This is a genomic window from Bacteroides sp., from assembly GCF_052357945.1.
GTDB lineage: Bacteria > Bacteroidota > Bacteroidia > Bacteroidales > Bacteroidaceae > Bacteroides.
Genome location: NZ_DAWCXD010000039.1, coordinates 1 through 16,562, shown reverse-complemented (window position 1 = coordinate 16,562; position 16,562 = coordinate 1). Strand labels below are relative to the sequence as shown.

The following is a 16,562-nucleotide window of genomic DNA, read 5'->3' as shown; positions in this document are numbered from 1 at the left end:
TGGTAAAATATCATTTTGGTATTTGAATGATGCTATAATTGAATTTATTCAGTTGTTAACTGGACATAGAAAAGAATCGCGTAGATTAAGCATTAGTATTATTCAGAAATTAAAGAAATCCTTCCTTTATAGAGCACAATCATTTCTATTTAATATCATGCATTACATAGTGAATATATTTATCAATCTTTTCGTGCTTTTTGTTTAATAAAACAAATTCATCAAAGCACTTCTAATAAATCGATAAATCATGTTTTTACGAGCAGAATATGCTTCCTTTTAAATGTACGTGACGTTTCTTTAAAACCAACCGTGTGTTTCTTTAAAACTAACCGTACGTTTCATCACAATCAAGCGTGTGTTTTTCTATAATAATACGGTAATTTATATGCAAATGACCGTTCTTTTATTCGTAATTATGCATATAAATACCGTATTTTATTGTTTTCTCTTTCTACTTTCTCTCATTTACAAAAAGTGAGAAATAATAAAATCAAAGAAAGAACGACAGTATGTCGATCAATTTGATATAAACTAATCATATTGATATTTATGTTCTCCAAAACCATTTGATTTTTGTGAAGAACATAGTTACTAAAACAGCTAAAGAAGTAAGGATTGCTCCCTGAAGAAATCCCAACCAGGCATTTTGTTGAAAATAAGATAATAATGAAGCAATTCCAAGTATATTAGCCAATGGCATAATCAACAAATCGCCGACCACATAAGCTATCATCGGATTCTGACCGGACATCACCAAAAAACGAGTACTTTTCACACACCGGAAATAATCACAAACGATACTTAGAAATAAAAGAGCCAGAAAAGCCAGTCCGGAAGTGACAAAGAAATAACTAAAAGTAGTTGGATCTTTTTTAATACCATCCTGGAAAGGCTCAAAGCACAAACCCAGAAGAAGTAAATATGCCCCTGCGTTAAACAACTTTCTCCATAATAAAGCTATTCCATCCACTTTACGTGGAAATATACACTTACCAGCTAATAACAATAAAACAGTAAACACAAGGTTGACAACCAAATTACGAGTGTATAGACCGTAAAGATTGCTAATGATGATAACAACGGATAATATCATCAACATAATACTCATTTTACGATAAGGAGATGTAGCATAATCATCCGTCTCTTTTTGATATGCTTTCATCCACTCCGCTAAATACTCCCCAGCTATACTGCCGGGAATAACGATAAATAAGTATTTCAAATAATCAAACCGATACATCCACGGCAGAGGAGTATAATTAAATACACTCTGTGTCCACGAACCGTCAACCGTACTCCCTACTATCATAGCCATCAGCAATATCAGAATTCCTAAATGCATCCAACGATTATGCATTGTGAAAATGTAAAGGATAGAACCGAAAATAGCCATATTAGCCAACAGCAAAATGATAATGTTGCTGGAGAATAAGCTGAATGTTTTCCCATCCGCATAAGAAGTGGTAGCCAACATAATGGCAGCGACAATGTAAGCTCCCACTTTTATTGAAATATGTACCCAATCCGGCATTTTCAAAGGAATGCGCATGAACATGGGAAATAGAACAGCAAAACAGAGTATAGCCAGCAGCCATGCTCTGATATCCTGCGGAGAACTTAACATATACGGATAAAAATGCTGGATGAAAATAGCAAAGAAAGTCAACTGAATCCCCCGTTTGACAGCTTCATAAACAAGTTTTAATTTTGAATCACCTTTTTCAGCACGCTTCCTTATGGAAAAAGGAAACGCGGCTCCCATAGCGAATAGGAAAAAAGGAAACACAAGATCTACCCAAGTAATACCGGGCAACAGAGGATTAAACACATGATCTGGCGGAGGCGTTTGAGCATGACTCATCCAACCGGGAAGAACATGCGTTACGATGGTAGCCGAAAGCACCATCGTAATAATCGCATATCCCCGTAAGGCATCTAAAGCTAAAGCTCTGTTGTTCATAAAGCTCCCCCCTCGCGCATTCCTTTTTCTACTTCTTTCCAAAGATTCTTTTGGATGATGTGTACTATATCGAATACCATTAGTCCATCCGATCGACGAAGGTTCATCTCTATTGTTTCAGATAATTTCCCCGGATTATCATAGAACTGATCCACCAAGATGCCGCCCATAAACTTGTTGTCTTTAAGAATCTGACGCAAGTGCTGACAGGAACCTTCTACACAGTACCATGTACCGGCTTGAGCCTGCGAATCTGTCTCGTTCCAGATGTTGCGGTTCGTTTTCTTGTATTCCTCTATCGTTATGTCTGTATAGTAATTTCCGGTTGCATACAAATCGATCAGTTCCGCGTATCCGTAATTTTTATATTCGGGAGTGGCCCAACTGAAGTCTTTAGCCGGATCATACTTTTTGCTGGCGAAATTAACTCCCACTTCATAGTAAGACGGATACCAAGCTCCGGTATATGTGCCGAAAGAAACTTTTGGATTGGCGGCTTTCACTTCCTTACGTGCCAATGCCATAAAATCAGTAATGTTTTTCGTTCTCCATTCCATCCATTTCTGGAAATACTTTCCCGGTTGTGTGATAAACTTCCCATCCGTATTCTTCTTCCAAACAAAAATATCTTCGGGGAACTTCGCCACTTTCTTACCTATATACGCTTCAAACTTTTCGCGTGAAAGCGGTGAGAAGTCGGCTGTTATACCATCATAGCGTACGCGGTCGAGCATCAAGCCATCCAAATCAGGGTATTTGGTCACTACTTCTTTCAGTACATTTAGAATATGCGCACGATACTCCTCATTCAGAGGATTAACCATAGCACCATATTTTTGTTTTTCTTCCGTAATCGGAATAATGCCTTTATCGGGAGTATATACCATGGATGCCCAGTCCGGATGTCCACTATATACCATTCCACGATCGAAATAATTGTGTCCGGCACAGAATACATTTAATGAAGCATGAATCTCAAGACCCAATTCGTGCCCTTTTTTAATGAAGTATTGCAAATAATCAAAATTCCCGGCCTTTGCGCCTTTCCACTCTTTCATTTGTGGGGCAAACTGACTTTGATAAAGTACTTCTCCCGTAATGGGCCGTATATCCACTATTGCATGAGTGAAACCTACTGATTTGATTTTCTCCAAATAATAGTCAATCGAGTCTTTATGGCTGAAACGTTCGAAGTTAGCTTCGGCATCGAACCACATTAACGCAGGTTTCTTTTTGATTACAATCCGGAAAGGAGAAGCAGGAATAGCCGCATTATTGCATAATTCTCCCAACATATAATTCCGGAAACAATAACGTACCTCTATGGGGTCATTGATCGAATCATTCCAGACCTTTACAGTAGAAGAACCATTGATAATTTCCGCTTTGGCCGGTCGGAATATACCATCCGTCCCCACTATTTCAAATCCTTTCACGTTTTGATTTTCCGGAGTCAATCCTTCTTCACCATGTTCAAAGTCTATTTCTACTACATTCCCTTTTACCCGGTGGGATTTGTATATAGGACCGGAATATTGAATACCTTTACGATGATACGTTTTTGCCAATGCCCAATAAGCCAGTCGTTCACCGACCTTTATCTTATAGGGCGAATGAATAAAGTTTTCACTCCCGGCATCACCTGTGGTCACCATTCCAACATTTGGAACAGCTGACATCAGCTCCAGCTGGCATTGACGGAACCAAGCCCAATCCAGTTTATCATTGCCTTCCGATTTCCATGGTGCAATCTGTACGTAATAAAATGGCATTTGGGGATTGTTGAAGAATGTTCTCCATTGAGAAACCATTGCAGGAAATAATCTCTTATATAATCCGGGATCGGGTGTGTTTGCTTCACCTTGATACCAAATCACTCCTTTAACAGGAAATCCTTTCCATGGATTCACCATTGCATTCCACAATAATGTAGGAGTCCCTGCCGTCCACCCGAACTCTTTCTGTGCTACATCAGGCAATGCTATTTCCGGAAAGCCCGATAAAGTCTCTTTATTCATCCAAGCCTCTATTTTTGACATGCTCCAGGAACAATGTATCAGACCGACAGGAACATCCAAAGATTGCTGTAACTGATTGCCAAAGAAATAGGCAGTTGCACTGAAATCAGCAACATCTTCCGGAGAGGCTTCTTTCCATTCTCCGTCCACCCCAGCTTCCTGTGGAATGGTACTCCAGGCATTTTTTACAGTATAGAGACGCAGTGGACGTTTGGGATTAGCAGATACAATGTATGGCTGGGAACCAAACACAGGCTGTCCACGGAATCCTTTCACTGGCATTTCCATATTCGACTGTCCGGAACAGAACCAGACTTCTCCTATTAAAATATTCTGCAATGTGAGGTCCTCTCCATCCGAGAACGTAATACTATACGGACCTCCAGCTACCGGTGTTTGGAGAGAAAGTTTCCATTCACCTTTTGCATCAACATTCGTTTGGATTTTTTTATTATTCCATGAAGCGGTAGCCTGCACACGTTTTCCCGAAGTCGCTGTTCCGGAAAAAGTAACTTCCGATTGTTGCTGTAACACCATATTATCCCCCCAAATGGAAGTAAGGGTTACTTTCGCTTCTGTTTTCAGGAGAAACGAGAAGCATATCAATAATATAAAATATTTGGCTTTCAACATACGATTCTTATTTGTTTTCGACAGCTTCAGTATACACATTACCGAAGCGATCTGTTACTTTCACTTCTATTTTAGCATTTTTATTACGGGGAGTAGCATGAAATAGATGTTCGGTAAGAACTGGGGAAATCCATTCATATTTCACCTTTTCTTTGTCAGAACAGATTGCTTTGGCTGCAGGATCATATCCTTTGTAGCGTTGCATTTCTCCCATTCGCTTTCCGTTTTCATACCATTCCACTTTCCACTGTTCATCCCAGTTCCATACGTTAGCAATAATATCGGAAGGGTACTCGTCAGATGATCCGGCCTGATATACATGTAATTGATGCTCTTTCGGGTAGCCTGCACTTTTATATAGCCATTTCACTTGGTTCCCGTCTACTTCATATACCCCATATCCCCTCGGAGTACCATCCACATTAATATCTGCACGCCACCAAGTACCGCATACGGCAGCTGTGTTATGTTCCATTAATGAGTCATTAAAACATACGTTTACATTAAAATGTGTATGTCCGGAAATGATGTGGGCATTATAACCTTCCAATAATTTATATAGTGCAGCTGTATTGACCGTTTCATCTTGATCTAGCGTGTTATATCTTAGCTTCTTCTGAAGACTGGAAGGAATGTGCATCACTACAAAGACAAGTTTGTCTTTGGGCACATAAGAGAGATCTTTCTCCAGCCATTGGAAAGTACGTTCATCAATGTAACCTATATATTGATAATCACGGTTGACATAAAAGCAATTGTCAAGCACGATATAATGAGCATTACCTTTATTTAATGAATAGTAGATAGGACCGAAATAACTTTCGAAAGTGCGATAAGAATATTCAAAAGTACGCCCTCCATACGTCATGTCGTGATTACCAATTGCCCGATAGATGGAAATCTCTAATGATGATACCGTATCTATATAGGAAGGATATAAAGAAGGAGTATCTCCTACGATATCACCACAATCTATGCCGAATACTTCTTTTTTGCCCATATACGGACGAATATATTCTTTCATATCTTGCAGATATTTAGCATAAGCCTTTACGTCATCTTCGGAAGTAACCTGCGCATCTGCCTGCACCAAAAACAAATGATTGATCTCATTTTGCGGATTTCTTACCAATTCGAAGTCGTAAATATCTTGCTTGGCCGGATTCAGCTTCTGATAGAATAAAGGTATTGTTTGTTCTGTTTTCGGTAAATATCCGGAAGGAGTGGATAAATAAATGAAACGAACATCCCTATTAGGGGGGAGAGTATATTGGCCTTGCTGGTCAGTCAAAACACAGTCTATTCCGTCGGTCACTACTACCCTCGGGACTCCTGTCCCATTACAGGTTACTTTCCCGCGAATAGGGTTAGAAGGAATCTGGGCTTGTAAATTCAAGCCCAGACCTATTAATAAAAAGGATTGTAATAAATATATTTTCATAATTAGTTGGTTAGTTCAAACCTCATTCTTCGATAGATTCCAGATATTTATCAAAGCCTGTTTTAAAAGCGTTCCAATAGTCGTATTTCTTAACGTGGCAAAGGTCGAAGGCAAAGAAGCCGTCACTATTACTGATACAAGCATCAATAGCATCCGGAATTTTTGCAGATTGTCCTCCGTCAGTCCATCCGGTACTGTTACCGATATCTGGTCCGCCTGCAAAAGGTACATCTCCTTGTAACAGTTCACGTCCATTCTTACAAAAACCTTCCATGGTCCATTCGCCACTTCCATATATATTGTTCACGGAAGCATAAGCACCCAAAAAGATATAGTCCAAATGGTCCGCATATCCATAATTCTTATAATCGGAAGTAGCCCATTTCGGATAATAAGCGGAGGTGTTGTATTTAGGACTGGCCCAGTTCACGCCTGATGTATAGTACGTTGAATACCAGGCACCAACATAAACTCCAAACTTGATATTGTTATTGACAGATTTAACTTTCTCGCGTGCCTTTACTATGAAATCATGAATAACTTTCGCTCTGAATTCCAACCACTTCTTAAAATAAACAGACTGGTCAGAAGGTATTTCATCCGTACCGGGTGCCATAATATCTGCCGGGAAGTTTGCTACAGTTTCACCGATGTATTCTTCGAACTTCTGTTTGGAAATATCTGAAAAATCGCTTTCTAAGCCATAGTCATCATAACGACAACGATCCAATATGATGCCATCCAAATCATATTTAGCCAAGTCGGCCAACAACTGTAAAACAAAGTTTTGTACATCATCATTAGCGGGATTGAAGAATTTCGCTCCATAATCGGTTTCATCATCCAACAAATCCATTGTATTCGTTAGCCCATCAGTCAGATTAGCTACACTTGCCCATCCTTTTTTTGATTCATCACGGAACAAGACTCCATCATGTCCCAAATTATACGGACATAAATAGCCTCCTACAAATGTATTGATAGAAGCATTCACTTTTAATCCTTGTATACGAGCCTCATCAATAAATGCCTGTAAGTAATCCCAAGTTTCCGTCCTTTCATAATAACTATATCCGGAATTACCCCATACATCCATACGTTTCACCTGATCTACAACATTAGTATTGAATAATACATCTCCTGTAGTGGGACGTACATCGACAATAATATCAGTGAATCCTGCCGCTTTTATCTTTTCCATATCTTTGGCTATGTTTTCCTTACTATTGGCATAGTCAGGAAAATTAGCAGCCGCATCAATCCAAATATATCGTGGCTTAGCTTCTGCAACATCCGGCTCGTCCGGCTTTTCTGTCGAATTATCGTTCCACGGCCATCCGGGAATTCCATCAGAATCATCACTACAGGAGGTTATTGTAACTGCTCCCAAGAAAGTCAGTATTAGTATTTTTAGAAATTTTCTCATATCATACTTGTTTTATTAGGTAGATACTGCCTGATATATCCGCAGTACATTTTTTATTTAAGAGTGACTACTGATGCTACGGATCTTTCGTCTCCGCTGGAGTCACTTGTCTTGATAGTCTCTTGCCCATTGACTAACATGCAACTGGAACCACCGCCATCCAAATTGATAGCATCCGTACATCCCAGTGTTTTCATGATATTAGCTACATTTTCGGTGGTCATACCGGCAACTCCCGTTGTCATTCCATCTCCTTCACACACAAAAAGAATCATTTTCTTATCATTGGTGATACCAATAGCCGAACGAGGTCTGTTCACCGTGGCCCCAATATCTGATAAGATTTCTTCTTCGTATGTATTCTTTATGTTTCCATCCAACAGAAGTACGGGGCCACCGCCTATTCCTGTTTTAGCATTTAAGACAGTTCCTGTAGACGGAAAATTTTCGTCAGGAGTTGTTTCTGATTTTACCGGTGAGGGCTCCGAATACCAATAAGTAACATTGGATAGTGTTGTGTAAGTCCACATTGATTTGAATGAGCCATCATTCATTTCACAGAATGCAGCTAATACAGGATACCAGAATGGACCGTTAGTCCAATCTTCTGCTGTTACATCATTGTTCTTACACACCATTTCACCGTTACGCCATATTAGGCTTAATGAACCCTCATAGAAGAAACCTCCATTGATTACAATCGTGGAGTTATTTTCTTCATAAAATTCTTTTGGCTTTTTCAATCCTGTTTTTTCTCCTAATACACCAAATGTTGCTTTACTCATATTACCCACAGCAATATAAGCTATCGCCTTTTTGCCTTCCAATGTTTCCGGTGATTTATATACGTTGATATGTTCAGGTAAAGTTCCATAAGTGTCTTTTACATTAGTCCAGCCCAAATTTACAATATCAGGATTGGCTTCAACAGGTTCAGTTGGAGTCTCCGGCTCTGCCCATGGCCAATCCGGAATATCAGTGTTATCATCACCACATGCTATAAAAAAAGGTAGTAATAATAACAACCATGACATTTTTTTCTTTGTTGACATATAGCTACTCCTTTAAATGATTTACGGATTTCTTTATCCCATATATGACGAGTAGATACTTTCTCATCATATATGAGATAAAGAGATTAATTATTTGTCGATACAATCAAATTCATATCCTCCGATAACCTTACAGTTGTTATCCACATAGTAAACACGGAGTTTATATCCATCGGTTGTCGGTGCAAGCAATACATCGCCTGTTGCAGCTACACCATCAGCTGAATTGTATGAGGAAAGTGAAGGATTGAATGACAAAGCATCTGAACTAGACACTGTACCAGTGAATGAACCGTCTGATGTTACGTCATACATATATAAGCATGGAGTTCCACCCCATTGCGGGAAGTGAGCTGTACATACCAATACAAGATATTGTGCATTATTGAAGCTCCTTGTATCTAGACAGTTGTTATTCATAGCCCAAGAATTGCCATTATCGGAGTCTTCCAAAGATTTACTTGCATTATTATTTGCTCCATTCACCCAATAAAGTATGTTAGGATCATAGTATGACAAGAAATAATCACTTTGAGCAGTAGTTCCTTTAGTCACAACTTTAGTGTTTGATGCGGGAGCTCCCCAATTACCTACACCATTCACTGTTACTACTTGAGGACTTCCCAATACACCGTCTGTTATAATCCAACGAACAAACTTATTGGAACCTGAACTGGCTGTTCCGTCACAAGTGGCAATAATAGAGGCATTAGTATTAATATCTCCTTGAACAGACACTTTCGTACCCATATCTAACCCTGTATTATTAGTATAAGTAGTCAATAAAGTTGGAGCAGTCGTAACAGAAGAAGTCTTATAGATTGAGAAAGACTTGCCATTAGTAGCCTTCGTTGCTAATAATATATTTCCCCTACTATCACTTGTCATACATCCTAAAGATGCAACACTCACACTACCCAAAGTTACATTACCAATCTTATTTCCCGTAGATGCATTGTAATATGCAGGAGTTGTGGTACCATCACCCAAGCAAACTACCAGATTATTTCCGGAAACAGCTAAAGAAGGTGCATTTGCTCCAGTCCAAGGTAAGCCGATAACTCCCATATCCAATTTAAATAATTCTGTCTCACTACCTTTTCTATATCCGTAAGGAATCTTATCCGGTACTGCTTTTTGAATAGTATAAGTTTGCTTTGTCACTCCATCGTGAGCAATCACTGTAAGCTCAACAGGTGAATTAAAATTAAGAGGCTCTGTTTTAGGATCCGGTGACATGGTCGCATGAGCCGACAGTGAATAATCTGCCAAGCAAGAAGATAAATCTTCCGCAGAGATTAAAGATACAGTTTTGTGGTCTTCATCAATAATACCTGTAATGTCTTCAGACGGTATTGAGAAACTTAATAACTGACACTTAGTAGACTTAACTCTTTCGCCTGTGATGCAGATTTGTTTCTTATATCCTTGAGCGTCTGTATAAGTGAAATAATTCTCTTTAGTCAGATCGAGAATTGAAAGAACCGGTTCAATAGTACAGTTTGGTGCCAACTTTGCCTGAATCCTCATCGCTTTCATATATTCTGAAGTTTCATTATCACTATTTTCCGGATAATACCATGGCATAGGAATTACATACTTATCTACAGAAGCATCTGCAATAGTATATACCACAGCCTCTTTATCCACGTATGGCCCAGAAGTAAAGAGTGCAGTCAAGCTCGTGATTCCCTGTCTGTCCGCAGTAGGAAGCACATATTCCGGATCCTGGCAAGAACTCGTGAGAGCCAAAATCCCTAATAATAGATATGATATAGTTATATTCTTTTTCATAATGTTTTCATTTTAGATTTATTGCCATTCTGCATATTGAGTTACCGCACCGTTATTGTCCAACTCTGTCTGTGGCATTGGGAAACGATACATCTTAGTCGGGAAATTACGATCTTTATCATCACATTCTGTATAAATGTAAGTGAAAGACCCATTTGCATTTTTCTCTATTTTCATTCCATGAAGACGAATACCGGTAAATGCTGTCGCAGATAATTTCCAACGACGCATGTCCCAATAATAATGTCCTTCATAAGCAAGTTCTACTTTGCGTTCCTGACGGATGGCTTTCATTAAATCATCCCCACTTTTGTCTGTGTAAGACAATCCCACTCTGTTACGAATATCTTTTATGTCTTTATTTGCCTTATCCGTATAGCCATTCAGATGATAACATGCTTCTGCATGATTCAGTAATACCTCTGCGTAACGAATTTCGGTCCATGGCTGTGTACTGGCTTGTATGGAAGTAAAATTATGAGCTTCATCTACCAGTTTACGTAAATAATACCCGGTAGTAGAACGTCCTTCCGGTTTGGCATCTGTTTTCCATGCAGCCCAACCATCAGTACCGTTTACGAAAGATTCTATCGGTCTGCCTTTCCATGTTGCTCCATTATAGAGAATGGTAGCTTTAAAACGTGGTTCCAATTTGGCATAAGGAGGAGTCGTTGTAGTACCTTCAGCAGTATGCCATGTACTCCAATCGGGGAAGCCACTACCATCTGCATATTCATACGATTCAACCATTTCTTGTGTCGGGGTACCGAATCCTCCGGTCATGGAATTGCCGTCGAGCGCTTTATCACCTCCAGGAACCATATATCCATCAAAGTCATGAGTCACAGTGGAACTCTTATCATAACAATATTGTAGAATGGCTTCTTTGCTTCCTGCTTTAAAGGCATTTGAATAGTCTTCTTTTGCTTCTAATTCATAACCCATTCCCATCACCTTTTCAGCTGCGATACGAGCGTCATCCCATCTTTCCGCATACAACATAGCTCTCGATAACATTGCATAAGCAGCTCCGCTAGTTAAACGTCCGTTAGGAGTTTTATCAACAGGCAAATGTTCACCGGCATATTTTAGATCATTATATACAAAATTCCATCCGTCGGCTTCCGAACTAACTGGCATATCCTTTTTTATATTATCCAGATTCTCATCGTATATAATCACTTCTTTATAACGCTTTAATAAATCTGTATAGAGATACCCTCTGAAGAAACGCATTTCAGCTTCCAAGCGTTCTTCATCAGCCTGAGCAAATGAAGCATATTTCTTTAATTTGTTGATACCTTCATTGACACGGCGCACATATTCGTACATCGTCCCCCAGTTGCCAAGGTAAGTACTAACATAATTCACTGTGAGAACAGAACCTCCATAAGCAATTTCACTAGGTATCTGACATTTAGCCATATAGTTGTAGGAACCATATTTAAGCTGATCTGTCAGAGCTTCTGTCATTCCTGCCAAACATTGTCCATCCCTGTAGACTCCTAAATAATCTATATAGCGATAGAAATCGTTGACTGCCTGTTCTGCATAGTCGAGTTTACTCCATACAAGTTTATCTGATGCTCTGTCTGTTGGAGTCATGTCCAGATAATCACTACATGAGCCAAGCCCTAAAGAGGCTCCCAACAATATGATACTTAATACTTTTGTTTTCATAATAGAACTTTTAAAGGTTTAGAAAGTCAAAGTTATACCGCCCATAATGGTGCGTTGTTGAGGATAGTATCCGTTGTTTACTCCCGGAGATTCAGGATCGATTCCATCAGGAAGACCGGAAATCGTGAATAAATTAGAACCTTCTACATAAATTCTAAGATTCTGAATGCCGACAGGACTCATCCATCTCTTGGGGAATGTGTAACCCAATTGTGCGGATTTGAGACGAAGGTATCTACCGTTACGCAACCAGAAAGTGGAAGCTAATCCATTATCTCCTCCGTGTCCTTGATTACCCAGTGTAAGTCGTGGGAATGTTCCATTCGGATTTTCTACTGTATATGCATTCTGAACCAGATATAGTGGTGAGTTGGCACCTTCTTTAAATGCCTGTGTCCAGACTGTATTATCGTCATATCCATTGTAATAAGTTCCTGTCAACGATACATCAAACAGTGCACCTCCAGTAAATTGTGCACTTAAATCGAATCCATTCCAAGCACAATTCAGATTCAAACCGTAAGTTAACTCGGGACGATTGCCACGTCCAACACGTGTTCTGTCATCTTCGTCTATTTTACCATCACCATTTAAATCTCTGTATTTGATATCACCGACATTAGGACGAGTGCCATACCAGGCTGAATTGTCTATTTCTTCTTCCGAACGGAATAAGCCATCTGCAACCCACACAACAGAAGCATCGACACTACGTCCTGTGCGTTTTCTCCACTCTACTGTGTTCGGACTATCCGGATAACGGAGATAACGGTTTCTTGCAAATGTCAGATTGAAGCTTGCGCCATAGGAGAATGGCTTACCTGCCAAGTTTAATTTATTACGATGGCTCACCGTTACTTCAACGCCTTTGCTATCCACCTTATTATAGTTGGCATAAGTATAATAATATCCTCCCATAGATGGCGGGTAATCGCCTCCCATTGCTGTCAAAATATCATAGGTATAATTATAGAATGCGTCAAACTCCATTCCCAACAGACCATTCCACATCGTAAAGTCAAATCCTGCATTGTAGGTTAAGGTGTTCTCCCAAGTTAGAGTAGGATTGGCAATTACAGAGGCGCGTAATGCTTGCATTACTTTTCCATTCAGAATTGTCTGGTATGCATTTTTGTTACCATCCATCAAATTGTAAGTACTAAGGAAAGCATACGGACTCACTGCATCGTTTCCTAATAAACCGACAGATGCACGTATCTTCATATCATCCAGAAATGTCAGACTAGACATAAAATCTTCTTTAGATATTCTCCACGCTACTGACGCTGACGGGAAGAATGCCCAACGTTTCCCACTAACATTGCCGGCAAATTTGTAAGAACCATCATATCGACCTGTAAACTCTGCCAAATACTTATTGTCATAGTCATATTTCAAACGAAAAACATAACCAATACTACGGTTTGCATCACTGTATCCCGAGATTGGAGAGTCTGCCGGTTGTCCAAAGCTCAATTCCGGTAGTTCAGAGAAACTCATGTTCTTATTATAGCCGGAGAAACTGTTTTCTTTATAATCCCGGATTTCTGCCAATACCATTGCTTCTACATTATGTTTTCCGAAGGAGCTTGCATAGTTTATACTTCCTTGGCCTACCATTTGATGAGAACTATACTGTCCTTCACCTAAATTTATTCCATTTGCTGTGCCGCGAGGATCGTCTGCTTTAGACCAAGTCCAATCTGCTGTCGAAGTCGGCATTTTATGTATATATGTAGAGTAAGGCGTATTCAAATTCTTATTATGAGAAGTTGTATAGTCATAAGCTCCGGTTACTTTTACACTCAAACCTTTAACCCAAGGCACATTGTATTGCAATGAGATGTTGGTCTGCAAATCAAAGCTATTGGTATGCTTGTATCCGGATTCATAAATAGCAGCCAACGGACTGTTGGGCAGACTTGTGTTATTCTGTGTAGTAGCAGTATAAAGTCCGTCATATGTTTCCGGCAAATAGGGATGCATCATTATAGTCTGATGAGCTACTGACAACCAACCTTGTTCACCCAATTCGGAATTAGAATCCGTACCGCCTGAAGCATATCCCGGAGTTTCACGTTTACCGACATTTCCTGCAATACCTAAACTTAACTGGAAGTTCTTAGCCAGTTGAGTCTCAAGATTAGTTCTTAAATTGTATCTCTTGTAAGAGAAATTGTCAATGTTACCTTTTTGACCTAAATAACCCACAGAAGCAAAGTAACGCATCTTATCACTACCTCCCTGTATTGTTACATTGTGTTTCTGATTAATACCGGTTCCGAATACTTTATCAATATAGTTAACATTATCCCATCCGTCAGTAGGATCACCATTCAACATAGCTTCCACATTCGCCTTTGTAAAAACGGGATTATATTGACTAATGTTTGAAATGCTTCCATTAGCCATTTTATCCATCATGTCAGCCATATTATAATAATATGCAAATTGAGGTCCATTCATAAACTGCGGAAAGTTTGCATTCATAGATGCTCCTATTGAACCATTATAAGTGATTTTGGATTTTCCTTCCTGACCTTTTTTTGTAGTTATAATAATAACACCACCGGCTCCTTTTAATCCATAAACAGCTGCAGAAGCTCCATCTTTCAAAACAGATACACTTTCGATATCATTAGGGTCAATATCATTAATAGAACGAGGCATTCCGTCTACTATATAAGTAACATTATAAATAGAGCCACGAACTCGTAATGTAGCCTGATCGTCTCCGGGTTCACCAGATACTTGAACAGATGAAATACCTGGCAAACGTCCACCTAAAAGACTCGACACATTGGTTGCCGGTGCTTTCAGCAGTTCGTCGCCTTTCACCGCAGATACGGCTCCGGTTAAAGATTGCTTCTTGGCAGTACCATATCCTACCACAATCACTTCATCCAAAGCTGCCACATCATCTTTCATAACCACATTAATGGTCGTCTGACCTGCTACCTTTATTTCCTGATCTGACATTCCAACATATGAGAATGATAAAATGTCTTTTGCGGTGGCCTGAATGCTATATTTTCCATTTACATCTGTAATAGTGCCATTAGTAGTTCCTTTTACGACAACACTTACTCCTGGTAGCGGTTCTCCTATACCATCAGTAACAGCTCCTTTCACTAAACTCTGTGCATGACTACTGATAGCACATGCAAATAGCGCGCAGATTGAAAACATAAATATTTTCAATATACGAGAGTTCTTCTTGATTTTTGAGTTAAACTCTGTCATAGAATTAATTTTTAGATTATTAATATAGATTGGTTAACATATCCATTATTGTTTATAGCTGTTCCAATACTTTCCAGCATTGGTATAACCCTCTTGGTACATGGAAACATCCTTTCCATTTTCCTCCTTTGAGTGGTAGTAGCACTTCACCTCTCCGATTTAAGTATCCATACCATTCGGGATGCTCTTTATCTTTAAAATGGGTCCATGTATAATCGTGTACTTTTTCAAACCATTCCAGACATTGGTTATCTCCGGTCAATTGATAACTCTTCAAAAGAGATATGAGTGTTTCAATATGCACCCACCAGAGTTTCTGGTCCCATTCCAGTTGTTGGGGAGGACAATCGTTACGGTCCATAAAATAGTAGATACCTCCATATTCTTTATCCCAACCATATTCAAGCATTGTAAGAGTGATGTTCTTAGCCTTTTCGATTAATTCCGGACGGTTTAGGCGTTTCCCTAAATCCATTATAAACCACATGGCTTCAATCGCATGGCCAGGGGTAATCTGCCGTCCTTCAAAGCAATCTATCAGATTACCATTCACATCTACATTCTCAACAATGATACCACCAAGTTCGGGACGATAGAAGACAGACATAACTTCATGAATACAAGTATCCATCGCTTGTTCCAAATAGTCCTTGCCTAAAATATGCTCAATTTCCATTGCAAGATTGCATAGTATCATCGGCAGGGCAAAATTTTTTAGATTACGAGTGCCCGGATGAAGTTTATTCCATTTACCTTTCGGATTATCTACTTTGGAAAGGATAATATCGAAGGTTTTCTTAGCAATGTCAGCATATTCCTGATTACCGGTTGCAAGGCTTAATTGCCCGAAAGCCATGGCAGCGAATGTATATGAAAAGATATTGTATGGTTCTACCAATGGTCTACCCAAACGGTCGAGGGAAAAATACCAGTTATAGTCTCCATCATGTCCATATTTTTTCAAAAACTCACCACCTTGAACGGCACAATCCAGCCATTCCTTACGTTTTTCCACTTTATTGTAAAGCATAGAGAACATCCACACTTCGCGGCCTTGCAGCCAGATAAACTTATCTGTATCGAAAACTCTTCCTTCACGATCCAAACAAGTGAAGTAGCCTCCATATTCATGGTCTTGTGAGTTTTCAAGCCAGAAAGGAAGAACATTATCCAAGAGTTCATCCTTGTATTGATTTGCCAGTTTCTTAAAATCCATACATCTTTTATTATTAAGTTATTAAGGTCTTTTTGTTTTACTATTCCGAACGGGTCCAATATCTTTCAATCTCCTCCAGCGACTTCCCGGTAGTCT

9 protein-coding genes are annotated in these 16,562 nt (G+C 39.4%); all 9 read right to left on the bottom strand.

The window, feature by feature from the left end; genetic code table 11:
- Positions 1-550 precede the first annotated feature (550 nt).
- Positions 551-1,963, bottom strand: coding sequence for a DUF5009 domain-containing protein (locus ACT8YW_RS09790; protein WP_444104786.1), 1,413 nt, complete (start codon positions 1,961-1,963; stop codon positions 551-553).
- Positions 1,960-4,614 carry an alpha amylase family protein gene (locus ACT8YW_RS09785; protein ID WP_444104785.1) on the bottom strand — a complete coding sequence of 885 codons (2,655 nt, stop codon included), beginning with the start codon at positions 4,612-4,614 and terminating at the stop codon, positions 1,960-1,962. The genes ACT8YW_RS09790 and ACT8YW_RS09785 overlap by 4 nt, the downstream gene beginning before the upstream one ends.
- 7 nt (positions 4,615-4,621) lie before the next feature.
- Complete coding sequence (locus ACT8YW_RS09780; protein ID WP_444104784.1) at positions 4,622-6,055, bottom strand: calcineurin-like phosphoesterase C-terminal domain-containing protein; 1,434 nt, start codon at positions 6,053-6,055, stop codon at positions 4,622-4,624.
- A gap of 22 nt (positions 6,056-6,077) precedes the next feature.
- Positions 6,078-7,481 (bottom strand): alpha amylase family protein, encoded by a 1,404-nt coding sequence (locus tag ACT8YW_RS09775; RefSeq protein ID WP_444104783.1) that lies wholly within the window; start codon positions 7,479-7,481, stop codon positions 6,078-6,080.
- Between the two features lie 53 nt (positions 7,482-7,534).
- A complete protein-coding gene (locus ACT8YW_RS09770) occupies positions 7,535-8,533 on the bottom strand; it encodes a phosphodiester glycosidase family protein (RefSeq protein WP_004297565.1) in 999 nt (332 codons plus the stop codon).
- Positions 8,534-8,623: 90 nt separating this feature from the next.
- The gene (locus ACT8YW_RS09765; RefSeq protein ID WP_444104782.1) at positions 8,624-10,327 is read right to left on the bottom strand and encodes a DUF5018 domain-containing protein; all 1,704 of its coding nucleotides are present in this window, start codon (positions 10,325-10,327) and stop codon (positions 8,624-8,626) included.
- 18 nt (positions 10,328-10,345) lie between these two features.
- The gene (locus tag ACT8YW_RS09760; protein ID WP_444104781.1) at positions 10,346-12,007 is read right to left on the bottom strand and encodes a RagB/SusD family nutrient uptake outer membrane protein; all 1,662 of its coding nucleotides are present in this window, start codon (positions 12,005-12,007) and stop codon (positions 10,346-10,348) included.
- Positions 12,008-12,025: 18 nt separating this feature from the next.
- Positions 12,026-15,250, bottom strand: a complete 3,225-nt coding sequence (locus ACT8YW_RS09755) for a SusC/RagA family TonB-linked outer membrane protein (RefSeq protein WP_444104780.1) — start codon at positions 15,248-15,250, stop codon at positions 12,026-12,028.
- Between the two features lie 52 nt (positions 15,251-15,302).
- Positions 15,303-16,466 carry an AGE family epimerase/isomerase gene (locus ACT8YW_RS09750; protein ID WP_444104779.1) on the bottom strand — a complete coding sequence of 388 codons (1,164 nt, stop codon included), beginning with the start codon at positions 16,464-16,466 and terminating at the stop codon, positions 15,303-15,305.
- Positions 16,467-16,562: the final 96 nt, after the last annotated feature.